Origin of the sequence: Pseudochrobactrum sp. Wa41.01b-1 (assembly GCF_019464455.1) — a bacterium.
Taxonomy (GTDB): domain Bacteria; phylum Pseudomonadota; class Alphaproteobacteria; order Rhizobiales; family Rhizobiaceae; genus Pseudochrobactrum; species Pseudochrobactrum saccharolyticum.
This window is the reverse complement of sequence record NZ_CP080493.1, coordinates 3,102,752-3,127,272: the sequence shown is the minus strand read 5'-3', so window position 1 is coordinate 3,127,272 and position 24,521 is coordinate 3,102,752. Positions and strand designations below refer to the sequence as shown.

The following is a 24,521-nucleotide window of genomic DNA, read 5'->3' as shown; positions in this document are numbered from 1 at the left end:
AGATCGAGAGCGATCTGAAAGAACAATCAAATGTATTGAGCCGCAGAGCTTTCCAGCGCTGCGGCTCAACATAGTAACAATCAGGATTACTATGCTTTAATGCACATAGGCAAAGCGGATCACAAACAGTGCCGCAACAATCCATGTTGCCGGATGAATAACCCGCCATTTACCCGAACCGGCCTTGAGCACAACATAGCTGATGAAGCCGAAGGCCAGACCATTGGCAATCGAATAGGTGAACGGAATGCCCAGAGCTGTCAGAGCGGCTGGTGCAGCTTCCGTTACATCGTCCCATTCGATTTCAGACATTTCACGCATCATCAGACAGGCGACATAGATCAGCGCCGGTGCTGTTGCATAGGCAGGAACGGATCCGGCCAGAGGTGAAATGAACAAGGCTGCAAGAAACAGAAGAGCAATAACCAGTGCTGTCAAACCTGTGCGGCCACCGGCCTGAACGCCGGAAGCGCTTTCAACATAAGCCGTTGTCGAGCTGGTACCGATGATGGAGCCGCCGATAATTGCAGTACTGTCAGCAAACAGAGCGCGGTTCAGGCGGTTCGGTTTACCTTCAGGAATGAGGCCTGCACGCTTGCTCACGCCGATCAGCGTACCGGTAGCGTCGAAAACTTCAACCAGCACGAAGACAAGAATAACCTGCAGGAAGCCCACATGCAGAGCGCCCATAATATCGAGCTGCATGAATGTCGGCATCAGGCTTGGCGGTGCGGAAAATACACCCTGAAACTGGCTGACGCCCAGCATGATCGACAGAACGGTCACAACCAGAATACCGATCAGAATTGCACCACGTACTTTCAGCGCATCCAGAACGGCCATCACGAAGAAGCCGAAGATCGCCAGCAGCGGGCCGGTTTTGGTCAGGTCGCCAAGAGTGATGAAGGTTGCTTCGCTGCCGACAATAATGCCGGAGCTTTTCATACCGACCAGCGCAAGGAACATGCCGATACCGACAGCAATCGCACTGCGCAGGGATTTCGGAATACCGTCAACCAGCCAGCTACGAATGCCGGAAATGGTGAGGATGAAGAAAATCACACCGGAGATAAAGACAGCGCCCAGAGCCTGCTGCCATGTGAAGCCCATAACACCGACAACGGTGAAAGCGAAAAACGCGTTCAGCCCCATGCCTGGCGCCATACCGATCGGCCAGTTGGCAACAAATGCCATCACGATAGAGCCAAGCGCTGCGGCAAGACAGGTCGCGACAAAGATCGCATTACGATCCATGCCAGTCGAGGACAGAATGTCCGGATTAACAAAAATGATATAGGACATTGTCAGGAACGTTGTCAGACCGGCGAGCACTTCTGTGCGCACATTGGTCTTATGTTCCTGTAATTTGAAAAGCTTTTCCAGCATGGTAGCTCCCTGTCAGTCTTTGGTAAGAAAGCATTCTGACGTCTTGCAGATGAATGGCCTCCTCGCAAAATCCTGATAGCAAAAACCTGCTGCAGTCCACGGGAGACGACCTGTTTTATAGCGCCTGATCCGGCGGGATAAAACAATGCCACATTTTCGCCATTATCATGAATAGCCGGTCACGTAAATGCACAGCACCCTCCGGCACTCCGCAGTGCAGGCTTTATGCACCGGAATCTCGCAGATAAAAAAGGCTGACAATCGTGATGATATGCCGGTTCAAAGCCGGAATGTGTCGTGCGTGAACTCTGCGACACACTCCGTTTTAATAGGCCGCATCATAGCGGCGATCAGGTAAGATCAATATAGCAGCAGTTTTAGCCAAGCGCTTTTGCAGCCTCATCAATCAGATTTGCAACCTCTGCCGCGCGGGAAGCCAGTGAAGCATGGCTTGCATCCAGCTCAATCATTTTGCGCGGCTTCATCCGTTCAGCCATATGTTTCTGATTGGCCGGATGGATCATGTGATCCTGCGTTGAAAGCTGATACCAGACCGGCTTATGTTTCCATGCAGGGTCGGTCACATTATCACCGAATGTCGTGGCAATTGGCGCCTTCTGCGCTACAGCCATTACCAGCGCTTCGTCCGCGCTCATATCCTGACAAAAGCTTTCATGGTATTTGTCATAATTAATCCAGAGATAGCCGTCACTGTCCGGAGCCAGATTGGCAATGGCTGCAGGCGGATTTGCCTGACTGATACCGCCGGGACTTTCCCCTGCATCCGGTGCGAAGGCCGCAATATAGACCAGTCCGGCAACATTTGGCAGATTGCCCATCTCGGTAATAACCGCTCCGCCATAGGAATGGCCGACCAGCAAAACCTTGCCTTCCTGCTGCTTAACCATTTTGCGGGTGCGTTCCGCATCATCCGCCAGAGATGTCAGCGGCATTTCCACGGCACGGATTTTGTCATATCCTTTACGGGATAATTCGAGAATAACTTTGCTCCAATGAGCGGCACCGCCCCAAAATCCGTGCACCAATACAATTGTCAGCTGACTACCCATAGCTATCTCCTTTTGCAGTGATAATCCTGAAAGATGTGTTGTCTTTTGATGCGTTACAGAACAGGGAATATTATTATTTTAGAATGATGCGATATTGCTGTAACGACAGTGCTTCGTAATTAGAGCGCCTGTTTTATCCGGCAACGGGACATTCAATATTTTTCGTAGCAGCACGCCGCATATTTCTACACGGCGTGCTGTCTTTAATAATCAGAACAGGTTGTAACGCTGCGCGAGCGGCACGACAGAAACCGGCTCTGCCCCGACCTCTGCATCATCAACGCTGACTTTATAGGTCTTCGGATCAACGGTGATTTTCGGCAATGCATCATTGAGCTTCATGTCAGCCTTGGTCAGACCACGGCATTTAACAACCGGCTCGATACGCTTGTTCAGTCCGAGATTCAGCACATTACCATCATTGACCGAGGCCTGACTGACGAACAGAATTGATGTTTTGCCGATACCGGAAGACAAAGCACCAAACATCGGACGCATGATCACCGGCTGCGGTGTCGGGATTGATGCATTGGCATCGCCGATCTGCGCATAGGCAATGAAACCGCTTTTCATCACCAGTTCAGGACGCTGGCCGAAGAATGCCGGTTTCCACAATACCAGATCCGCGACTTTGCCTGCCTCAACCGAACCGATGAGGTGGCTGATACCATGGGCAATTGCCGGATTGATGGTATATTTGGCGATATAGCGTTTGATACGGAAATTATCATTGCCTGCACCATCCTGCGGCAGGCTTCCGCGCTGCGCCTTCATCTGATCGGCGACCTGCCATGTGCGCATGATCACCTCACCGCCGCGTCCCATCGCCTGACTGTCTGAGGTCATCATGGAAATCGCGCCGATATCATGCAGCACGCCTTCGGCAGCAATCGTATTGGCACGGATACGGCTGGCTGCAAAAGCCACATCTTCCGGAATATTCTTATCCAGATGATGGCAGACCATCAGCATATCGAGATGCTCTTCCACCGTATTGACAGTGTAAGGCAGTGTCGGCGTGGTGGAACTGGTCAGCACATTGGCTTCCGCACATATGCGCATCAGATCAGGCGCATGACCGCCGCCTGCACCTTCCGCATGATAGGCATGGATAGAGCGCCCGCCAAAAGCCTTGATGGAATCTTCCACCGTGCAGCTTTCATTGACGGAATCCATATGAATGGTGACCTGAATGTCATATTCGTCGGCCATATCCATACAGGTTGCGATAGCTGCCGGTGTTGTGCCCCAGTCCTCATGCAGTTTCAGACCGGCAGCACCGGCCAGAACCTGCTCGCGCATACCTTCAGGACGAGAGGAGCTGCCACGACCGGTAAAAATTACATTGAGCGGCAGATCATCGGTCGCCTGCATCATATGATGCAGATAATTAGGGTTCGGTGTGCAGGTCGTGGCCATCGATCCTGTTGCAGGACCGGTACCGCCGCCGAGCACCGTGGTTAAACCGCTGGCAATCGAAGTAATTGGCTGTGACGGCGTGATATAATGGAAGTGCGTATCAATACCACCGGCGGTGACGATACAGCCCTCACCCGAGATCACTTCTGTATTCACCCCGATCACCAGATCAGGATGCACACCGGCCATAATATCCGGATTACCGGCTTTGCCGATACCGGCAATTTTGCCATTCTTGATGCCGATATCAGCTTTGACGATGCCGGTATAATCAATGATCAGCGCATTAGTGATGATACAATCCAGCGCCTTGTCACTGCTGATGCCGGTTGCCTGCCCCATACCATCGCGGATGACCTTGCCGGAGCCGAAGATGCATTCGTCACCATAGACAGTGTAATCATGCTCGACCTCCGCATAGAGATTAGTATCGCCCAAACGAACTTTATCACCCTTGGTCGGGCCGAAAAACTTGGCGTAATCTGCGCGGGTTATTTTATAGACCATGTTTTATCCTTATCGGCAGAGCGCGGCGTGATGCATATATCCGGCACTCTGCAAGCTTAAATTGTTGTGTAAAATCTGTGATAAAAGCGCTCATTCAGCACTGCGACTGTCGGCAAAAGCACGCTCATTCACGCGGGAAAGCGTGCGCACTTTATTGTCCGCATCCACCGCGCCATCGACCAGATTATTGCCGCCGCGAATGATCTGATTGCCGGAAATCGCTACCAGTGTGACCTCTTTGGTCTCACCCGGTTCAAAGCGCACAGCCAGACCCGCCGGAATATCCAGACGCTTGCCATAGGCTGCTTCACGGTTGAATTTCAGACGCGGATTGGTTTCAACAAAATTGAAATGGCTGCCGATTTGCACCGGACGAGTATCGGTATTGGTGACGCTGATCGTGACAGTTTCACGCCCTTCATTGAGCTGGATTTCGCCTTCAGCGCAGACAACCTGACCGGCAACACCGATCTCTTCATCATCCTGCATTTTCTCCGGAACCGGCAGGAAACTTCCATAGAGTGCCAGTTTCATGTCGCCTTTGTCGGCACTGACCGGCGTGCGCACAGCCACCAATTTGGTGCCGTCTTTGAATGTGCCTTCGATCTGCACATCTTCAATCATCTCGGTCACGCCGGACATGACTTCACGCTTGCCAAGAATGGTGCTGCCGAGGCGCATCAGCTCAGCAACTGAGTGCTGACCATCGCGGATCAGCTCCAGCATGACGAGTGAAATAAGGGCAATGGCTTCCGGATAATTGAGACGCAACCCGCGTGCGAGACGGCGCTGTGCCAATTGGCCGGTGGTTACAAGCATCAGCTTGTCGGTTTCATGAGGTGTAAGATGCAAGGGTGTCTCCTTTATTTTCGGGGAAACACAGGCGCAGCAAATCGCAAGGCGTGCCAAATCCTCGGCAAGCCGCTATGAATTTCAAGGAGCCTGTGTGAAGAATGGACGTGCTGCGAGAAAACACAGCTGATGCGCTTTGCACTGACCAATATCAATGACATCACAACGCGTCCTGCAGAACAGGAAGAGTTGCAGATTACACGGCATCACCACCGCCTATAGTCATGACGGTGATTATAATCATAGCGATGATTAATGGGCGCAATACGCCCGTAAGCAGCATCGGCTAGGCCGGTGAATTTCGGATGATACGGATTAGCAATACAGAAAGGGCATCAGCACTTCGCAGCGGCTGAAACTAGCCGACATTAAGTCCTGAGAAATGTTCCATCATGTGATTAACGACAAAAAAAGTCAGCAATCTCGGCCCTGTCATTTCAATTCTGTATGAAGAAAAAACTGCGATGCGGATTGGTCAATCTGAGTCATCGCAAGCCCGATAAAGACAGCAGTATAAACCGAAGTCAAGGGGACATTGCTGCGCTCTGCACGGTTAAAAAACATAGCTGAAGACAATGACAAATGTTGTTTTATTAAACCTAAAAATGAAATTTTACACTGAATCCTAAGTCTTTCCCTGTATGGGAGGAAAGGCAGATAAATACGAAAGCCTTTGCAGTGATTTGGCATCGTCAGTTTAAGCTCGGAAAAAGCAATTATACAGCACGGCATATTATTGTCGTTTTGCTGGCTTTTTTCACGCCTATACTTCTTGGACTGCCGATTTTATATTGGCAATCCGGCAATGCTCTACACGAAAGAGCCCAGTCAGCCAGCCGCGCCGTTATTGAACATGTTGATGATATTCTCGATAATGCGAGAAAAGTGACCGAAGACGCTGCCCCCCTGATTGACAAGCCCTGCTCCGAGATTGTCGAGACACTGCGCATCAAAGCCACTACGACATCCTTTGTCAGATCACTGGCAGTCATCAAGAATGATACTATTACCTGCAGCACGATTTACGGTGACACGCGGCTGCCTGTAACAAGCGCCCATTTTTATGATGACCGTCTGGCCTTAATCGCCGGAAACAGAGTTTCTCCTGACCGTGCAATTCTGCTCTACCGATGGAAAAACGACACGTCTTCTATTCTGGCCGGTATTGACGGCCTGCATATTATTCAGCTGCTCAACAGCCATGAGATGACACCGGCAACAACGCTGATTATCGGCTCTTACCGGCTTGAGCAGGACGGCAAAGTCCGCAACATATCTGCAGGAACCAGCAACAGCATTCTGATCCGCGACCGCTCCGATAAATATCCGTTTTCGGTTGAGACCGGTTTTCACAGCGGCGCATTACGGGACTATATTTTATCCCGCCATCTGCCGCTTATCATCCTGCTCGTCATTCTTGGCGGGCTGAGTGCATTTGCAACAAACCGGATGACGGTCAATGCCCGCAACATGACTGCTGAGGCCAAGCGCGCCATCCGCAACAATGAATTTATCCCTTATTATCAGGCAATTGTGCGGAGCGATACCCATGAATGGGTTGGTGCGGAAGTGCTGACCCGCTGGGATCATCCGCTTGAAGGCATGATCCTGCCAAACAGTTTTATTCCTTTTATGGAACGTTCAGGACTGATTATTCCGATGACGGCAGCCCTGATCCGGCGCGTTGCGGAAGAATTTAGACTGCTGGAGAAACAGCTTCCTGACGGTTTCCATATCAGTATCAATGTTTCTGCCGTTTATCTGGCCGATCCTGAATTGATCAAAAGCTGTCACTATTTCCTGAGCCAGTTTTCGCAAAACAAGATACGGCTGATGCTGGAACTGACCGAACGCGAAGCAATAGAGCCAACGCCGGAACTGTTACAGCAAATCCATACGCTGCGTCAGGCCGGAATTCTGATCGCACTGGACGATTTTGGCGTCGGCCATTCCAATCTCAATTATCTGAAAGAATTTCAGGCGGATCTGCTCAAGATCGACCGCAGCTTTATTACCGGCATTGGCAGCAATGACTTCTCCCGCCATGTCTTGCAGAGCATTATTGATCTGTCGCAGCAACTGGGGCTCCGGATCATTGCAGAAGGTATCGAGACACGCCGGCAGGCCGATTATCTTCAGGAAAGAGGCGTCCAGTATCTTCAGGGCTTTTATTTCTCCAAACCGCAGCCGATTACTGTTTTCCAGTCCCATATGTGCCAGCATTTATCGGGACAGAAACCGAAACGTGGGAAGTAACCGCTCTGCATTCCCCTGCCCTGCGCAGAATTGAGCGTTGCCAAAAAGATACCATCCCTCTGACATTCGCCCAATCTTTGTAAAAATAATTGATCACTTGGTAAACTCTTTGTAGACGCTTAAGAAAACCTTAAGTATCGCGAGGGAGCAAGCTGTCTTCCTTGCTAAAAACTGGAGCCGGTTTGTCCGTGTCATTATCCCCGCTGAAATTATCCCTGTTATTTGCCTGCGCTGCTGCTCTTTCTGCCTGTACCACTGTCCAGAATCCGCCACCTGTGCTCAATGCCAGCGTAACCCAGCCGCAGCCGGTGAAACCGGAACCGGTATCCGAGCCGGAAGCACCGGCAGCGACACCGGAAACTGACAGCGCCGCGCATATGTATCGCGCAATGACGGATCAGAATTACCAGATCCCTGCGATTGATCTGGCCAAGCTGAAACCGGAACATCGCCGGACTGTTGTCGATTACAAGACCACAGAAAAACCGGGCACCATTATTGTCGACCAGCCTGCACGCTATCTCTATTTTGTGCTGCCGGAAGGCAAGGCTGTCCGCTATGCCGTGGGTGTCGGCCCCGCAGCACGCGGCTTTAACGGCGGCGATGCAATTATCGCGCATAAGGCCGCATGGCCGCGCTGGACGCCGACCCAGAATATGATCAAGCGCAATCCGAACCAGTATCTGCGCTACAAAGACGGCGTTGACGGCGGCCCGGGAAATCCGATGGGTGCGCGCGCACTCTATATGCATAAAGACGGCATCGACACCTATTACCGTGTCCACGGCACGAATAAACCTTCATCGATCGGCAAAGGCGTTTCTGCTGGCTGTATCCGCCTCATCAATCAGGACATTATCGACCTGCATTCCCGCGTAAAGCCTGGTGCACGCATTGTCGTGAAATAATTATAACCTGCCCCGTAATCAGCTGTATTTCGGGGCAGCTTTCAAACCCGAGACATAAAAACACCGCCGCAGTTTTTGCAACTGCGGCGGTGTTTTTATTATCCGTTTCACTTATGAAAAGAGGATAAAAATATTTTCTCAATCAGCCGATCAGCTTTTCATACACTTTGCCGTGTTCAAGCACTTTGCCTGTTTCATCCATAACACGCATGGCATCAGCGGAAATCTCATCGATAACCACGACTTCACCGTCGATCAGGCCGATTTCAATCTTCATATCGATCAGCGTCAGACCCAAACCTCGCAGATCAGCTTCTACAATACGGCACACATTACGGGTAATGTCCTTAGCCTTTGCAAGATGGTCAGGGCTTAAGAGGCCGAGCGCAACGATGGTGGCATCATTGATAAGCGGATCGCCGCGCTCATCGTCTTTCACAGTAATTTCAACGAGATAGTCAAATTTCTGTTCGGTGTTACGAATATATTGCTGATAACGGCGAATGAAACTGCCCCAAGGACGGGTGCGGCAAACAAATTCAAAGCCGCCGGTGCCGTTAATATCCTTGCCCAAAGGCTCGGCACGGCGAACTTCCATCGTGCCCTTTTCAAGATCAAGATTGACCAAATGGGTAGGCACGCCAGCAGCATGCAGTCGCTTGAAGAAATAATCCGTCATGCCAAGAGACTTGCGCCCCTTGCCTTCAACCTGACCAATAACGGTATTTGCACCCGGATCAATCACACCATCCGAGCCGGTTACATCATCCTTGAACACCAGAAGAATGTTGCCGTTCTCCAAGGCGTAGAGGTCTTTGGTCTTGCCGGAGTAAATCTTTTCGCTGCTGTTCATTCGTTTGCCCGCTCAGGTTTATGCGCTGATCATACCCAAAGCGGTTTACGTTCATGTTGGATCGCAATGCTCGCTCTGGATTCTTTAGTTTGTCGCATTATCCCTACATCAAATTGGATCAACTTGACTGTGAAATGCTCCAGAAAAAAACAATGCGCCGATTGGCGCATTGTTCTTCAACTTATTCCCACTCAATGGTGCCCGGAGGCTTCGAGGTAATATCATAGACCACGCGGTTAATACCGCGTACTTCATTGATAATACGGGTCGCTGCCTTGGCAAGGAAGTCCATATCATAGTGGTAGAAATCAGCTGTCATACCGTCAACCGATGTTACCGCACGCAGAGCACAAACGAATTCGTATGTGCGGCCGTCGCCCATAACACCAACGGTCTGCACCGGCAGCAACACTGCGAAAGCCTGCCAGATCTTGTCATAAAGACCGGCTTTGCGGATCTCGTCCAGATAGACTGCATCAGCTTCACGAAGGATTTCAAGCTTCTCACGGGTGATACCGCCCGGGCAACGAATTGCCAGACCAGGCCCCGGGAACGGATGGCGGCCGATGAAACTGTCCGGCAGACCGAGTTCCTTACCGAGAACGCGCACTTCATCCTTGAAGAGTTCACGCAGTGGCTCCACGAGCTGCATATTCATGCGCTCAGGCAGACCGCCGACATTGTGATGCGACTTGATGGTCACCGAAGGACCACCGGTGAAAGATACGCTTTCGATCACGTCAGGATAGAGGGTACCCTGTGCGAGGAAGTCTGCGCCGCCGAGTTTAGCCGCTTCTTCTTCGAACACTTCGATGAACAGACGGCCAATGGTCTTACGCTTCACTTCCGGATCGGTTTCACCTTCCAGAGCGGAGATGAAACGATCCTGTGCATTCACCAGAACCAGCGGCATGTTGTAATGTTCTTTGAACATTGCAACAACCTGTGCCGCTTCATCCTTACGCATCAGGCCGTGATCAACCAGAATACAGGTCAGCTGATCGCCAACCGCTTCATGGATGAGCAGCGCTGCAACGGAAGAGTCCACGCCGCCTGAAAGCGCGCAGATAACCTTGCCTTTGCCAACCTGTTTGCGGATAGCTTCAACAGCCTGTTCGCGATAGGCGGACATTGTCCAGTCCGGCTTGATGCCAGCAATATTATGGACGAAATTCTGCAGGAGTTTCGCGCCGTCCGGTGTGTGCACCACTTCCGGATGGAACTGCACCGCAAAATATTTGCGTTTTTCATCGGCAATGGCTGCGAATGGTGCATTCGGCGATGTGCCGACAACCTTAAAGCCTTCCGGCAGGGCTGTTACGCGATCACCGTGGCTCATCCAAACCTGATGGCGGGTGCCTTTGGCCCAGATGCCGGAAAACAGTGCGCTGTCCTCGTTGACTTCGAGGAATGCACGACCGAATTCACGGTCATGGCCGCTTTCGACCTTGCCGCCCAGCTGTTCGCACATGGTCTGCTGACCATAGCAAATGCCCATAACCGGAATACCGGCTTCAAACACTGCCTGTGGTGCGCGCGGACTACCGATATCGGTGGTCGAATGCGGGCTGCCGGACAAGATCACAGCTTTCGGATTGATGCGCTTGAACGCTTCATCTGCCAGCTGGAACGGCACGATTTCGGAATAGACTCCGGCCTCGCGCACACGCCGCGCTATCAGCTGCGTGACCTGACTGCCAAAGTCAATGATAAGGATAGTATCGGGATGGGTGCTCATGGGCAGCATCTAGAGAATTATGTTGATTGTTGCAAGCCGGAATCGAAACCCGCGACAATATATTAGGGTACAAACAGTGGAGATAAGATCAGTCGCCGGATTTTACCGTCAGCGGCACTGTACGCTCAAGATCAGCCTTGTAAAGACCCGGATCAGGATGGCCGGTTGTTTTAACCAATGTGCTCTGCAACATTGCCGCTTCCAGCAAGCGCACGGCCTGTGCCAGTTTCTCATCAATGATGTGCAGATAACGTGTCCAGTCAGACACCTGCTTCACCGCCTCATCACCATCGGAAATACCGCGCAGACCAATCAGCGGCACAGCAAAACGCTGGCAGGTGCGCAGGATCGCAAAGCTCTCCATATCCACCATATCCGCATCAATATCATTATAGGCAGAACCGGTGACGATATTTGCACCTGTGGACAAGGACGCGCTGGCAATACCCGGAATATGATATGGCAGCGGAATGATGATCGGGAAATCAGCAGAAGGTGTCTGACCTTTGGCATAGCCGAGAGCCGAGGCATCCATATCGCGGTAGCCGACATTCACAGCCTGATAAATCTCGGTCTGCACCAGCTTTGCCGAACCGGCAGAACCAAGCGACACCACCAGATCAGGCAGAGCACCGCGCATGGAAAGATCGGCCAGAACCGCAGAAACCACGACAGCCGCTTCAACAGGGCCGATACCGGTGATCAGCGGCTTGAACATAGCCTGCAAATGCGGGCCGTATTCTGAAGGGGACGCCATAACAAACAGAACTTTTTTGCCGCCGAAATCATGCACATATTGCAGCATCGACATCGCATCTTCTGAAGCACCCTGTACCGGCGCGGACATAATCTTGGTCATTCTAACACCTGAGGCCGTCAATACAGATGATTGCGGCACACCCTTTTATTCGGACTTGCGCGGAGCTTTGGGATAAATCCGCGCGAGGTTCAAATCAAAAAGCTGTTTACAGAAGCGCTTCCGTAAACAGCACACTCAGGACAGGTGTTCAGAGGATAACCTAGTCCTGCAAATCTTCACGATCTTTCACCACCATCAGCGTCGCTGTCATCGTGGCTACTAATTTCACTTCAGTCTCACCGACGGCAAATGCCTGACCGTCGCTGACCATAATCGTACGTCCCTGCTTGGTTACATTCCCGCGGAACAGAAAATGGTCGCCTTTACCGGGCGCCAGCAGATTGACCTTGAACTCGATGGTCAGCACTGCGGCATCCGCCGGCATCATTGTCAGCGCCGAATAGGCACAGACCGCATCGAGAGCCGTAGACACAATTCCAGCATGCAAAAACCCATGCTGCTGGGTCAGATCGGCACGAAACGGCAGCTCCACTTCAACCACACCCGGCTCGCAGCGTGTGAGTTGTGCGCCAATCAGCTTCATCGCCGCCTGACGTGCAAAACTCTTCTCAACCCGTTCTTTGAAATCCGGTTCTGCTATTCTCGGTACTGCCATAATATCCCTCAGTCTTATACACTGAATGTCAGTTTTATGGCATCTCCATAACAGTCTTCAGAACCTATTCCAACCACCGGTTCGTACAAAGCATGTCCATATACGACCGAAAACAGGATATATCCTTATAGACATATATTTATATCGGAGACTGCTATTCAAGCCCAGCTAATAGCGCAAACAGAAAAAAATACCAGCTTTAATGGAGAAAAAGCCCGTATTTTTTCAATATTACAATCCGGATCAGAATATTGCCCGATACTCAGGCAGGCTGATTTTGCAAAACAGCAATATAGAAGCCGTCTGTATCCGTGGAAAGCGGCGAGAACACGGCACCGAAATCTGGATAATGCGGCTGCGCCTGATCGGTGATGCCGCTCCACAACTCAGCCATCGGCAGCGCTCTGTAATCGGAGTTTTCCGAGAGAAAACGGGCGACCTGCCGGCTATTCTCGGAAGCAAACAGCGAACAGGTCACATAGACCAGACGACCACCCGGCTTCACATAATGTTTGGCCGCTTCAAGCACCTCGTGCTGGTCAGCAACGCGGCGCTCAAGCTGCACATCGGTCAAACGCCATTTTGCATCCGGACGGCGGCGCCATGTGCCGGAACCGGTGCATGGCGCATCGGTCAGCACAATATCCATCTGCCCTTTATAAGGCTCCAGATTTTCCGGCCGGTTATGTACCTGTGTATTACGCACACCGGCGCGGCTCAGGCGATCATGAATCGGATTAAGGCGCGAGCGCTCGGCATCATAGGCATGAATCTGCCCCTTATTCTGCATAGCTGCGGCCAGAGCCAGCGTTTTACCACCGGCACCGGCGCAATAATCCATAACCTGCTGACCGGGCTGCGCACCAACCAGTTTCGCGGCAAGCTGCGAGCCTAAATCCTGCACCTCATACCAGCCATCGAGAAAAGCCTGCTCGGTCTGTACATTCGGATGACGGCCAAGCGCACGCAAAGGCGGAATACGCACAGCTTCCGGCAGAAAAGGCGCAGCTTCTGCACCGGCATTTTTCAGACCTTCCAGCGCGGTCAGCACCTTGTCGCGATTGGTTTTCAGCGTATTGACCCGCAGATCAACCGGCGGACGTGTAGCAAGCTCAGCAGCCTGTGCAACCCAGTTCTCACCAAACAAGGCTGAAAATTCCGGCACCCAGCTCTCGGCAATATCGGCGCGGATATAATCCGGCGCATCACTCAGATCACGACTTTCCCAAGCCTGCAAGCGCTCCGCTTCAAGCGGCTCTGGCGCAAATTTATCACCGGCCAGATTAGCCTCCAGCCACTCCGCGCCCATATCAGGATCGCTCAGGACAGAGGCATAAACCAGCGCACGGGCATCCTGCGCATCCATCCGCCAGCCGAATGAAAGTTTACGGCGCAGAACGTCATAGACAATATTGCCGATCACAGCGCGGTCGCCGGCTCCGGCAAAGCGGTGCGCTGCACCCCAATCTTTCAGCGCATCGGAAGCAGCACGGCTCTGGCGTTCAATATCTTCCAGCACTTCTATCGCTGCCTGCAACCGTCCGCCCAAACGCATCTTTACCGCTTTCCTGTCTTTATCTTGTTCATATGTTCTCACCGCATAGCTTAAAATGCGCCAAAGTGAAACGACCTGAACAAAAGAAAAAGCCGGAGCATCACTGCTCCGGCTTCTTTATATTGCGTTCTTGCCACTTATTCAGCGGCAGTCTGCTTTTCCTCATTGGAAATCGTATTGGCTTCATAGCCATGCGCTTCCTTGAGGGCTGCACGGACACCGGCTTCATAATCCGGATGGATCAGTTTGAAATGGCCAAGCTGACGCTCAATGATAAAGCCCGGCACACCGCCCATTGCCGCAGCAATATTCGAGAACAGACGGCTCTTCTGGCCAGCATCAAACAGGTTGAACAGCGCACGCGGCTGCGAATAATCATCATTGCCGATACGGTGATTGTAACGATCAACGTCACCGGAGATTTTCAGCGGCGGTTCTTTCGCCGATGGCTGTTCAACCGGACCATTGAAGGAATTTGGCTCATAATAAGCATCCGGATTACCGGTCGCGATACCGCCATAAGTATTCATCTGACCATCGCGATGGTAGTGATGCACAGGGCAAGCAGGCTTATTGACCGGAATTTGCTCATAATGGGTGCCGAGACGATGGCGATGCGCATCTGCATAGGAGAATACACGCGCCTGCAACATCTTATCCGGCGAATAGCCGATACCCGGCACGATATTCGACGGCGAGAAGGCAGCCTGTTCGATTTCCGCAAAGTAATTGTCGGCGTTACGGTTCAGCTCCATAATACCGATATCCATCACCGGATAATCCGCATGTGGCCAGACTTTGGTCAGATCAAACGGGTTATAAGGTGTGTTATCGGCATCAAGTTCAGGCATGATCTGAACCTGCACTTTCCAGCGCGGGAATTCACCCTTTTCAATCGCACCAAACAGGTCAGCCTGTGTGGATTCACGGGTCTGGCCGACAACTTTTTCAGCCTCCGCATTCGTCCAGTGCTGGTGCCCCTGCATGGTCTTGAAGTGGAATTTCACCCAATAGCGCTCACCGGCATCATTCCAGAACGAATAAGTATGCGAGCCGTAACCATTGATGTGACGCACATCTGTTGGCAGACCACGGTCAGACATCAGGATTGTTACCTGATGCAGGCTTTCCGGTGACAGCGACCAGAAATCCCACATCGCTGTGGCGGAGCGCATATTGGTCTTTGGATGACGCTTCTGGGTGTGAATGAAGTCCGGGAATTTCACCGGATCACGTACGAAGAAGACCGGCGTATTATTGCCAACCAGATCCCAGTTGCCTTCTTCTGTGTAGAATTTCAATGCAAAACCGCGCACGTCGCGCTCGGCATCTGCCGCACCGGCTTCACCGGCAACTGTGGAGAAGCGCGCAATCATCGGGGTCTTCGCACCCGGCTGCAAGGCTTTCGCTTTGGTATATTTGGAAATATCACCGGTAATGGTCAGTGTACCATGGGCACCCCAGCCCTTGGCATGAACCGCACGCTCAGGAATACGCTCACGATTCTGGTGTGCCAGCTTTTCAATAAGCTGGTAGTCAGTCATCAGGACAGGACCGCGCTCGCCTGCAGTCAGGGAATTCTGGTTATCCGGAATCGGTGAACCGGCACTTGTGGTCATAATCGGACGATCGGCCATTTTTAGCTCTCCCTTGTATGATTGGCTCTGTTTTGAGCCATTATAAAAAAATCTGCATGACAAGATTATGACGGGCGCAGAACCACCTTCAGGTATTCTGCACCAGCCAAAACATGTATTAAATACTCAATTTCAATAACTTAACGATATACACCGATCAGGATTGAAATTGCATTCTCATGCTCTTTCTACAGAATAGAACTATTCTAACCATAATTTCCAATTGAATTTCCTGTGATTATTGATAGGATTTTCTTATCATGTTTACAGTCAAGCAAATGCGCTATTTCGATGCGCTCGCTACCCATCTGCATTTTCGCAAAGCCGCCGAAACAGTCTTTGTTTCGCAACCCGCTTTATCCGCACAGATTGCAGAAATGGAAAATCTCGCCGGCAGCCCGCTCTTTGAGCGCGCCAATAAAACGGTTCTGCTCACAGAACTCGGTCACACACTCTGGCCGCGTATTAAAGTGATTTTGCAGGAAATCCGTGCGCTGGAAGAACTGACCGAGCAGAAGAGCGGTATTTTACAATCACGGCTGCGGCTTGGCATCATCCCAACCATTGCCCCCTATTTGCTGCCGGATCTTATTCAGGCGCTGAAACAGCAATATCCGGCACTGACGCTGGAACTGCGCGAGGCACTAACCGACAAGCTGCTGGAAGAATTGCGCAATGGTGAACTGGATGCGGTGATTGCCGCTATGCCGGTTCATGATCCCTACTTGACGGGCAAACACCTGTTTGATGACCGGTTTCTGATCGCCACTTCCAGCAATAACAATGATGTCCTGCCCTCACCGCTCACACAGGGCAATGCGGCATTGGAAAAGCTGCTACTACTTGAAGAAGGGCATTGTTTGCGCGATCAGGCGCTTGAGGTCTGCGCTCTGCCGCGTGAGCGTACTTTAGTGAATTTCGGTGCGACCAGCATGGCCACGCTGCTGCAAATGGTCAGCAATGATATGGGGCTGACGCTGATACCGGAAATCGCCATCCGCTCTGAGGTTCCGCATAAGCGCATCCGCATCGTACCATTCTCGGACGGCACACCAAAACGCCAGATCGGCCTGTTCTGGCGCAAACAGAGCCTGCGTCTTGCCGACTTTAACGCGCTGGCCGAACTGGCCAGACAAGCAGCACAACCCTTGTTGCTTTCAGATAATGAAATCACCCAGCTTCACAAGCAATAAAAAAGGCCGGTTAAACCGGCCTTTTTCTATTCGTCTTATACGCTGCCCGGATAATTCGGGCTTTCACGAGTGATGGTCACACCGTGCGAGTGGCTTTCACGTAGACCCGCATTGGTAATGCGGACAAATGTTGCCTTCTCACGGAATTCCGGCATTGTTTTTGCACCGACATAACCCATAGAAGCACGCAGACCACCGGCCAGCTGATGCAGGATATTGGCAACAGGACCCTTATAGGCAACCTGACCTTCAATACCTTCCGGCACCAGTTTCAGTTCATCGCGTACTTCCGCCTGGAAGTAACGGTCAGCGGAACCGCGAGCCATGGCACCAACGGAACCCATACCACGATAGGACTTATAAGAACGACCCTGATGCAGATAAACTTCACCCGGGCTTTCTTCTGTGCCGGCCAGCAGCGAACCGGCCATAGCAGCCGATGCACCGGCAGCCAGTGCCTTGGCGAAGTCACCGGAGAATTTGATACCGCCGTCAGCGATAACCGGAATACCGGCTTTCTGGGCGACTTCAACCGCACCCATAATCGCGGAAAGCTGCGGTACGCCAACACCGGCTACAATGCGTGTGGTGCAGATCGAGCCTGGTCCGATACCGACTTTAACCGCATCGGCACCGGCATCAATCAGAGCCTGTGTTGCCGCACCGGTTGCCACGTTACCGGCAAGAATACGTACATCGGAAGACAGTTTCTTCATGCGGGTGACCGCATCGAGAACACGCTGTGAATGACCATGGGCAGTATCAACCACCAGCAGATCAACACCGGCTTCGATCAGACGTTCCGCACGTTCAAAACCATCATCGCCAACTGAAGTTGCAGCAGCAGCACGCAGACGACCCTGCGCATCTTTAGCGGCATTCGGGTTGAGCTGCGACTTTTCCATATCCTTAACGGTGATCAGACCGGTGCAACGACCCTGCGCATCAACAACCAGCAGTTTTTCAATGCGATGTTGGTGGAGAAGACGCTTGGCTTCTTCCTGATTAACGTTTTCACGCACGGTGACCAGATTTTCACGAGTCATCAATTCGTAGATTTTCTGTGCCGGATCAGAGGCAAAACGCACATCGCGGTTGGTCAAGATACCAACCAGACGACCCGGGCCTTTGCCCGCATTTTCGACAACCGGAATACCGGAAATACCGTGCATACGCATCAGCGCCTGTGCATCAGCCAATGTTGCGTCAGGGCCGATAGTGACAGGGTTTACAACCATGCCGGATTCGAATTTCTTAACGCGCAGAACTGCTTCTGCCTGCAATTCCGGTGTCAGGTTGCGGTGAATAACGCCGATACCGCCAGCCTGCGCCATAGCAATCGCCAAGCGGGACTCAGTCACTGTATCCATCGCTGCGGAGAGCAACGGCAGGTTCAGTTCAATGCCTTCAGCAATGGTGGTGCGCAGATCGACCTGACCAGGCATAACCTCGGAATGACCGGGTTGCAGCAGGACATCATCAAAAGTCAGCGCGTATGCGCCGGTGGATGATTCAACAATTTTCGCCATGGCCAATTCCTTTAAACAGGTAAAACACCCTGTGGGAGCAGAGGGTGCAACGACTCTTATCGTTTCAATTGAATTGGCAGCGGCTGGTAACACGGATATGACTTTTTGAAAAGACTATTCGTGAAAATCGCGTAAATTTTACCAGATCTTGTATCAGATCTTGTATCAGGCAGCTTAATTGCAGCTAAAATGACGGCTGAATTCCTGCCGTCCTGCCGGTGTAAAATACAAGGCACGCCCCTGTTCGCGGCGCAACCATTTGTGTTCAAGCATCATATCCAGCACTGCCGCGCCAAGCGACCCGCCGAGATGATGACGGCGCTCACTCCAATCCAGACAATGCAGGCAAAGCGGACGGCGTTTACCTTCCAGCGGCTTCAGCTCAAGACCGAGCGTGTGGAAAAATTCACGCCCCTGATCTGTCAGTTGCAGCTCATCCTGCTCTGTCGCTTGCAGATAATTACGCACCGTCAAACCATTAAATAATGCAACACCCGCCTCACCCGCCAGATGATCGTAGCAAATCCGCGCTTCACGTAATGCTGCATCTTTCGGCCCTGTGCGCACCCGCACAGCACCCGTGCGTTGCGCCAGCCCCATCAGTGCCTCCAGCACTTGCGCCACATCTGCACCCGACAGGCGAAAATAGCGATGCCGCCCTTGTTTTTCTGCGGTGAGTAAACCGGCTTCGCTTAATTTGGTGAGATGTCCGCTGGCCGTCTGCACGGTGACACCGGCCACGCCGGCCAGCTCACTGACTGTCAAAGCACGGCCATCCATCAGCGCAGTGAGGATGTTTGCGCGGGCGGGGTCGCCGATCAATGCGGCAACAGAAGCTATGACAGGACCATCTTTCATAGTTCGATGATAACCGAAGCATTGATGCAACTCAATGGGGTATTTGCCTGTTCATAAACGCACAAGGAACCTCCCCATGATCGCTGTCATATTCGAAGTTCGCCCTGCCAAAGGACAGAAAAACACCTATCTGGACATTGCCGCCGACCTGAAAGAAGAACTGCAAAGGATTGACGGTTTTATCTCCGTCGAGCGTTTTCAGAGCCTGACTGATCCGGAGAAAATTCTCTCCCTCTCCTTTTTCCGTGATGAAGAAGCCGTGAAAAGCTGGCGCTCAAGCTTCATGCATCGCTCGGCGCAAGCTGCAGGGCGCAGCGGTGTTTTTGCCGATTACCGACTGCGGGTGGCAGATGTCACCCGCGATTACGGATTGAACAGCCGCGAACAGGCACCGCAGGACAGCCGCAAATTCCACCATGAGCAGGAATTTGTCTGAAACCCAAATATCAGCCTGCCCATTCACTACACCAGATGTCGCGTCCAGAACGATATCTCGCCAAACTTGGCCTATGCTCTGGTCAGCATTGCAGTGATCTTCAATCCAACTTTTACGCATCTCATTCATCTGGTGATTTATCTGGGAGGAAAATCCATGAGCAGCAACCGTGGTGTCGTCTATACGGGTCCGGGGCAGGTTGAAGTGCAGAATATTGCAGATCCGGTTTTTGCCGATCCGACGGGGCGCAAAATCGAACATGCCGTTATCCTGAAAGTTATTACCACCAATATTTGCGGCTCTGACCAGCATATGGTGCGCGGCCGTACCACAGCAGAAGCAGGACTTGTGCTCGGCCATGAAATCACCGGTGAAGTGATTGAAAAAGGTGCGGATGTTGAAATGTTGGAGATCGGCGATATCGTCTCCGTGCCGTTCAACGTCGCCTGCGGCCGCTGCCGCACCTGCCGCGCGCAGGATACCGGCGTGTGCCTCACTGTTAATCCGTCCCGCGCCGGTGGTGCCTATGGCTATGTGGATATGGGCGGCTGGATCGGCGGTCAAGCCAAATATGTCACCATTCCTTATGCCGATTTTAACCTGCTGAAAATTCCGGATCGCGACCGTGCGCTCGCCAAAATCCGCGATCTGACCATGCTTTCCGATATTCTTCCAACCGGCTTCCACGGCGCTGTTAAAGCCGGTGTCGGCGTTGGCTCTATCGTTTATGTGGCTGGTGCAGGCCCTGTTGGTCTGGCGGCTGCCGCCTCTGCCCGCATTCTCGGCGCGGCTGTTGTGATGATCGGCGACTTTAATAAAGAACGCCTTGCCCATGCCAAGAAAGTTGGCTTTGAGCCGGTTGATCTCTCGGCTTCCGACCGTCTTGGCGATCTGATTGCCGATATTACCGGCAGCAATGAAGTCGACAGTGCGATTGACGCAGTGGGCTTTGAAGCACGCGGCCATGCAGGCGGTGAGCAACCGGCAATCGTTCTCAATCAGATGATGGAGATCACCCGTGCGGCTGGTAATATCGGTATTCCGGGGCTCTATGTGACCGAAGATCCGGGCGCGGTGGATAAAGCCGCCAAAGTCGGCAGCCTGTCTCTGCGCTTCGGCCTCGGCTGGGCGAAAGCACAGAGCTTCCACACCGGTCAGACACCAGTGCTGAAATATAACCGCCAGCTGATGCAGGCCATTCTCTACGACCGGCTGAATATTGCGGAAATTGTTAATGCCCAGCTGATCTCGCTGGATGATGCGCCAAAAGGCTATGAAAGCTTCGATCAGGGCGCTGCGAAGAAATTCGTCATCGACCCGCATGGCGATCTGCTGAAATCAGCCTGAGAATGATTTGATACGAAACAGCCCCGCATGATAGCTCATGCGGGGCTGTTTTAATTCACGCCTCTTCGAGGTATCTTTAAATTTACGCCTCTTCGAGGCCTTTTCTTAGTTCACGCCTCTGCAAGGCTGGCACCGAGAAACAACTGCCCGACACGCGGATCAGCCAGCAGCGCATCTGCCTTGTCATGCATCCGCGTTTGCCCCTGTTCCAGCACCAGACCATAGTCAGACATCGCCAGTGCCGCCTTGGCATTCTGCTCAACCATCAGCACGGTCACCCCCTCATCGCGCAGACGGATCAGCGTGCGGAATGTCTCGCTCACCATTTGCGGTGACAGACCGATAGACGGTTCATCAATCAGGATCAGTTTCGGATCAAGCAGCAACGCACGTGCAATTTCCAGCTGTTTCTGCTGACCACCGGAGAGTGTAATCGCCTGCTGATTGGCTTTCTCTTTGAGGATCGGGAATTGCTCCATCACCTCATCAATGCGGCGTGCGACCCTGCCCTGATCCGGTGCGGAAATACCGCCGATCTCCAGATTATGCTTCACCGACAGCATAGGAAACAGGTTGCGCCCCTGCGGGACATAGCTCACGCCATGAGCCAGCATTTTCGCAGGCGCCTGCCCTGTCACATCCTTGCCATTGAGCAGAACCTGACCTGAGCGGATATTCAGAAGGCCGAAAATCGCTTTAAAAACCGTAGACTTGCCCGCTCCGTTAGGGCCGATCACAGTGGTGATCGTGCCTTTTTCAATGCGAAAAGACGTACCATTGAGAATGGTCATTTTGCCGTAGCCGCCAAAGACCTGTTTCAGTTCCAGCATGGCTCAGCCTCCCAGATAGGCTTCAATGACGTCCGGATTATTACGCACAGTTTCCGGATCGCCTTCAGCAATGATACGCCCGTTTGCCAGCACAATAATGCGCGTGCAGAGCGACATGACAAATTCCATATTATGCTCGATCACCACAAAGGTTGCGCCGCGCTCACGGTTGAACGCCTTGAGGCGCTCTTTGAGGTCGGCCAGCATGGTCAGATTGACCCCGCCTGCGGGTTCATCCAGCATCACCAGTTTCGGCCCCGCCATAAAGGCCATCGCCGCGTCGAGCAATTTCTGCTGCCCGTAAGACAGTGAACCTGCTTTTTCATGGGTCTGATGTGTGAGACGGAAGAACTCGATCATGGTCTTCGCTTCTTCAGTCAAACCGGCATCCGGACGACCAAACAAACGCGACAGCATCGAACCTTTATGTTCCTGACCGGCCAGAATAATATTATCCAGCACGCTCATATCCGGAAACACCTGCAGCATCTGAAAGGTGCGGCCGACGCCGAGCTTATTGAGGTCGCTTGGGCGTTTGCCTGCAACATTCTGCCCATCCACCAGCACCGTGCCATTTGTGGCAGGCAATTGCCCGAGAATGCAGTTGAACAAAGTGGATTTGCCGCTGCCATTCGGCCCGATCAGGCCGAGGATTTCCCCTTCATGCACCTCAAAGGACACATCATCCACAGCGGTTACACCGCCAAAATTCTTGCTCAGATTACGCACGGAAAGAACGGGGTTCATTGGTTTTTCTCCCCGTTGCTGTCGAGCGCAGCTTTTGTCGTCCATGCGGTTGCCTGCGGATTACGGCGCTGTTTCAATGCATTTTTAGCGCGTTCTGCCAGTCCCAAAAGTCCTGTCGGGCAGAACACCATCAGCACAATCACCAGCACTGCATAGAGCATCAGGTAATAGCCCTCGGTAAAGCGCAGGAATTCCGGCGCCAGCACGATCAGGAAAGCCCCCAGCACCGGCCCGAAGAAGAAGCCAGCACCTCCGACAATCACCATCAGCAGGATTTTAAGCGAGATCGGCAGGCCGAAAGAATGCGGCTCGATATATTGGGTGAGCTGCGCAATCAGGCCACCGGCAAGACCGCCATAGGCTGCACCAATCGCAAAGGCCAACAGGGTCATTTTACGCACATCAACGCCCAGACTATTGGCGCGGATCGGGTTCTCACGCAGGCCTTTAAATGCCCGCCCCCAAGGAGAGCGGATAATGCCGTAAAGCGCCAGCGCCGTCAGCACAAACAAGCCAAGCACGAAATAATAAAACGGCGTGGCCATCATGGTTTTCATGCCGAAAATTTCCGGACGCGGAATGCCAGTCAGGCCGTATGTCCCGCCTGTCAGCCATTCTTCATTGCGCAACACCAGAATAACCAGCGCATTGAAAGCCAGCGTGACGAAAGCCAGAAAATGATGCTGTACCCGCAAAGCCGGATAACCGAGCAGCAGACCAAGCACAAAGCACAGCAACATTGCCGCAATCAGTGCGAATGGCCATGCGATACCCGCCATCGTCATCAGCGCCACAGTATAGGCACCCAGCGCCATAAAACCGGCCTGCGCCAGCGAAATCTGCCCCGCATAGCCGAGTGTCAGGTTAAGCCCCATAGCAGCAATGGAATAGATCAGCCACGACGACAGCACCAGCAGGCCGTAATTGGTTTGCGAGAATGGCAAAGCAATCAGAATGGCCAGACCGGCCAGCAGAAGGAGTATTTTGCGAAGGCTCATATTGTCCGTCCTTCCGCCTTGCCGAGCAGCCCCTGCGGGCGCACGAGAATAATCACAATCAGCAGGATCAGCGGCACGGCCGAGCGGTAGGATGCGGAAATATAAGCAGCCGAGAGATTATCAATCACGCCGATCAGCAAGCCACCGGCCAGCGCCCCGCGGATCTGGTTAAAGCCGCCGACAATCGCCGCGATAAAGGCGATCAGCCCCAGCGTCTCACCATTGGAGAATTTCGCCAGATAGACCGGTGAGATCAGAATAGAAACCAGCAAAGCCAGTGCGCCATTGATCAAAAATGTATAGAGAATCATGCGCTTAACCGGCACGCCGAGAATTTCCGCCACCTGCGGGTTTTGCGCTGTTGCCTGCATACAGCGCCCCGTCTTGGTGCCATTGAGAAAGAATTGCAGCAGCGCCACAGTGCCGAGCGAGATCACCAGAACCGCAATATCCTGCACCGAGATCGCCGCACCGAAAACATTCAGCGTGCGGTCGGTAAACAGCGCCGGAAACGGCATAGCTTCCGCCGTATAGAATTGTTTGACGCCTTCTTTCAGCAGAATGCCCAGCGCGATTGTCGCAATAACAATCGGTAACACGCCATGCGGCAGCAGCGGATCAATAATGATACGTTTGAAACCATAGCCCAGAAACAGCAGTGTCAGCACCAGCGCCAGCAAAATGGCAACCGGAAAGCTGAGACCTAAAATCTGCGTGCCTGCCAGCACGAAAAATGCGGGCAGCATGACAAATTCGCCCTGCGCGAAATTGATCGTCTGCGAAGCCTGCCAGAGCAACGTAAAGCCGATTGCCACAAGGGCATAGATCGAGCCTGTTGCCAGACCCGATACCAGCAACTGAAAGAAAGTAGCCATCAGGAAAAATCCGTTTTGCGGGCATAATCCGGCGGGCACCCCGCCGGAATAC

21 protein-coding genes are annotated in these 24,521 nt (G+C 52.5%); 5 read left to right on the top strand and 16 right to left on the bottom strand.

Annotation, left to right across the window (positions count from 1 at the left end):
- Window positions 1–96: 96 nt before the first annotated feature.
- The 4 genes from K1X45_RS14250 to ureB all read right to left on the bottom strand — a co-directional run bounded on the left by K1X45_RS14250 (window position 97) and on the right by ureB (window position 5,234).
- Window positions 97–1,386: an NCS2 family permease gene (locus tag K1X45_RS14250; RefSeq protein ID WP_220159233.1), complete on the bottom strand. Its 1,290-nt coding sequence runs from the start codon at window positions 1,384–1,386 to the stop codon at window positions 97–99.
- 377 nt (window positions 1,387–1,763) lie between these two features.
- Window positions 1,764–2,456 carry an alpha/beta hydrolase gene (locus K1X45_RS14245; RefSeq protein WP_220159232.1) on the bottom strand — a complete coding sequence of 231 codons (693 nt, stop codon included), beginning with the start codon at window positions 2,454–2,456 and terminating at the stop codon, window positions 1,764–1,766.
- A 210-nt stretch (window positions 2,457–2,666) separates the two neighbouring features.
- Entirely contained in the window at window positions 2,667–4,382 is a 1,716-nt protein-coding gene (ureC, locus tag K1X45_RS14240) for an urease subunit alpha (protein ID WP_220159231.1), read from the bottom strand.
- A gap of 90 nt (window positions 4,383–4,472) precedes the next feature.
- Window positions 4,473–5,234, bottom strand: a complete 762-nt coding sequence (ureB, locus tag K1X45_RS14235; RefSeq protein ID WP_220159230.1) for an urease subunit beta — start codon at window positions 5,232–5,234, stop codon at window positions 4,473–4,475.
- A 678-nt stretch (window positions 5,235–5,912) separates the two neighbouring features.
- On the opposite strand from ureB, the gene K1X45_RS14230 reads away from it, so the two are divergent.
- Complete coding sequence (locus K1X45_RS14230) at window positions 5,913–7,490, top strand: EAL domain-containing protein (protein WP_220159229.1); 1,578 nt, start codon at window positions 5,913–5,915, stop codon at window positions 7,488–7,490.
- Between the two features lie 188 nt (window positions 7,491–7,678).
- Entirely contained in the window at window positions 7,679–8,398 is a 720-nt protein-coding gene (locus K1X45_RS14225) for a L,D-transpeptidase (protein ID WP_255561000.1), read from the top strand.
- Window positions 8,399–8,540: 142 nt separating this feature from the next.
- On the opposite strand, the gene K1X45_RS14220 is transcribed toward K1X45_RS14225, so the two are convergent.
- The 6 genes from K1X45_RS14220 to katA all read right to left on the bottom strand — a co-directional run bounded on the left by K1X45_RS14220 (window position 8,541) and on the right by katA (window position 15,656).
- Window positions 8,541–9,251 (bottom strand): phosphoribosylaminoimidazolesuccinocarboxamide synthase, encoded by a 711-nt coding sequence (locus tag K1X45_RS14220; protein WP_220159228.1) that lies wholly within the window; start codon window positions 9,249–9,251, stop codon window positions 8,541–8,543.
- Between the two features lie 181 nt (window positions 9,252–9,432).
- The gene (gene guaA, locus K1X45_RS14215) at window positions 9,433–10,998 is read right to left on the bottom strand and encodes a glutamine-hydrolyzing GMP synthase (protein WP_370627044.1); all 1,566 of its coding nucleotides are present in this window, start codon (window positions 10,996–10,998) and stop codon (window positions 9,433–9,435) included.
- A 79-nt stretch (window positions 10,999–11,077) separates the two neighbouring features.
- On the bottom strand, window positions 11,078–11,794 hold the full coding sequence (locus tag K1X45_RS14210; protein ID WP_083646896.1) for a 5'-methylthioadenosine/S-adenosylhomocysteine nucleosidase: 717 nt from the start codon (window positions 11,792–11,794) through the stop codon (window positions 11,078–11,080).
- A 214-nt stretch (window positions 11,795–12,008) separates the two neighbouring features.
- The gene (locus K1X45_RS14205; protein WP_022711196.1) at window positions 12,009–12,464 is read right to left on the bottom strand and encodes a PaaI family thioesterase; all 456 of its coding nucleotides are present in this window, start codon (window positions 12,462–12,464) and stop codon (window positions 12,009–12,011) included.
- A 262-nt stretch (window positions 12,465–12,726) separates the two neighbouring features.
- On the bottom strand, window positions 12,727–14,019 hold the full coding sequence (locus tag K1X45_RS14200; RefSeq protein ID WP_220159227.1) for an RsmB/NOP family class I SAM-dependent RNA methyltransferase: 1,293 nt from the start codon (window positions 14,017–14,019) through the stop codon (window positions 12,727–12,729).
- Window positions 14,020–14,156: 137 nt separating this feature from the next.
- Window positions 14,157–15,656, bottom strand: coding sequence for a catalase KatA (gene katA / locus K1X45_RS14195; RefSeq protein WP_220159226.1), 1,500 nt, complete (start codon window positions 15,654–15,656; stop codon window positions 14,157–14,159).
- A 260-nt stretch (window positions 15,657–15,916) separates the two neighbouring features.
- On the opposite strand from katA, the gene K1X45_RS14190 reads away from it, so the two are divergent.
- Complete coding sequence (locus K1X45_RS14190; RefSeq protein ID WP_220159225.1) at window positions 15,917–16,849, top strand: hydrogen peroxide-inducible genes activator; 933 nt, start codon at window positions 15,917–15,919, stop codon at window positions 16,847–16,849.
- Window positions 16,850–16,884: 35 nt separating this feature from the next.
- Here K1X45_RS14190 and guaB read toward each other — a convergent pair whose 3' ends face one another.
- Together guaB and K1X45_RS14180 are read right to left on the bottom strand one after the other, a co-directional pair.
- Window positions 16,885–18,378, bottom strand: a complete 1,494-nt coding sequence (guaB, locus tag K1X45_RS14185; RefSeq protein ID WP_220159224.1) for an IMP dehydrogenase — start codon at window positions 18,376–18,378, stop codon at window positions 16,885–16,887.
- Window positions 18,379–18,552: 174 nt separating this feature from the next.
- Window positions 18,553–19,236, bottom strand: coding sequence for a helix-turn-helix transcriptional regulator (locus K1X45_RS14180; protein WP_220159223.1), 684 nt, complete (start codon window positions 19,234–19,236; stop codon window positions 18,553–18,555).
- A gap of 76 nt (window positions 19,237–19,312) precedes the next feature.
- Between K1X45_RS14180 and K1X45_RS14175 the strand changes: the two genes are divergently transcribed.
- Together K1X45_RS14175 and fdhA are read left to right on the top strand one after the other, a co-directional pair.
- Window positions 19,313–19,672, top strand: coding sequence for an antibiotic biosynthesis monooxygenase (locus K1X45_RS14175; protein ID WP_220159222.1), 360 nt, complete (start codon window positions 19,313–19,315; stop codon window positions 19,670–19,672).
- 156 nt (window positions 19,673–19,828) lie between these two features.
- Entirely contained in the window at window positions 19,829–21,019 is a 1,191-nt protein-coding gene (fdhA, locus tag K1X45_RS14170; protein WP_075654791.1) for a formaldehyde dehydrogenase, glutathione-independent, read from the top strand.
- Between the two features lie 110 nt (window positions 21,020–21,129).
- Here the strand turns inward: fdhA and K1X45_RS14165 are convergent, their stop codons facing one another.
- The 4 genes from K1X45_RS14165 to K1X45_RS14150 are packed head-to-tail and all read right to left on the bottom strand — an operon-like array spanning window position 21,130 to window position 24,469.
- The gene (locus K1X45_RS14165) at window positions 21,130–21,849 is read right to left on the bottom strand and encodes an ABC transporter ATP-binding protein (RefSeq protein WP_220159221.1); all 720 of its coding nucleotides are present in this window, start codon (window positions 21,847–21,849) and stop codon (window positions 21,130–21,132) included.
- Window positions 21,850–21,852: 3 nt separating this feature from the next.
- Window positions 21,853–22,596: an ABC transporter ATP-binding protein gene (locus K1X45_RS14160; protein ID WP_122093619.1), complete on the bottom strand. Its 744-nt coding sequence runs from the start codon at window positions 22,594–22,596 to the stop codon at window positions 21,853–21,855.
- Window positions 22,593–23,594, bottom strand: coding sequence for a branched-chain amino acid ABC transporter permease (locus K1X45_RS14155; protein WP_220159220.1), 1,002 nt, complete (start codon window positions 23,592–23,594; stop codon window positions 22,593–22,595). Before K1X45_RS14155 ends, K1X45_RS14160 begins: the two co-directional genes overlap by 4 nt.
- Window positions 23,591–24,469 (bottom strand): branched-chain amino acid ABC transporter permease, encoded by an 879-nt coding sequence (locus K1X45_RS14150; protein WP_220159219.1) that lies wholly within the window; start codon window positions 24,467–24,469, stop codon window positions 23,591–23,593. The genes K1X45_RS14155 and K1X45_RS14150 overlap by 4 nt, the downstream gene beginning before the upstream one ends.
- Window positions 24,470–24,521 lie beyond the last annotated feature (52 nt).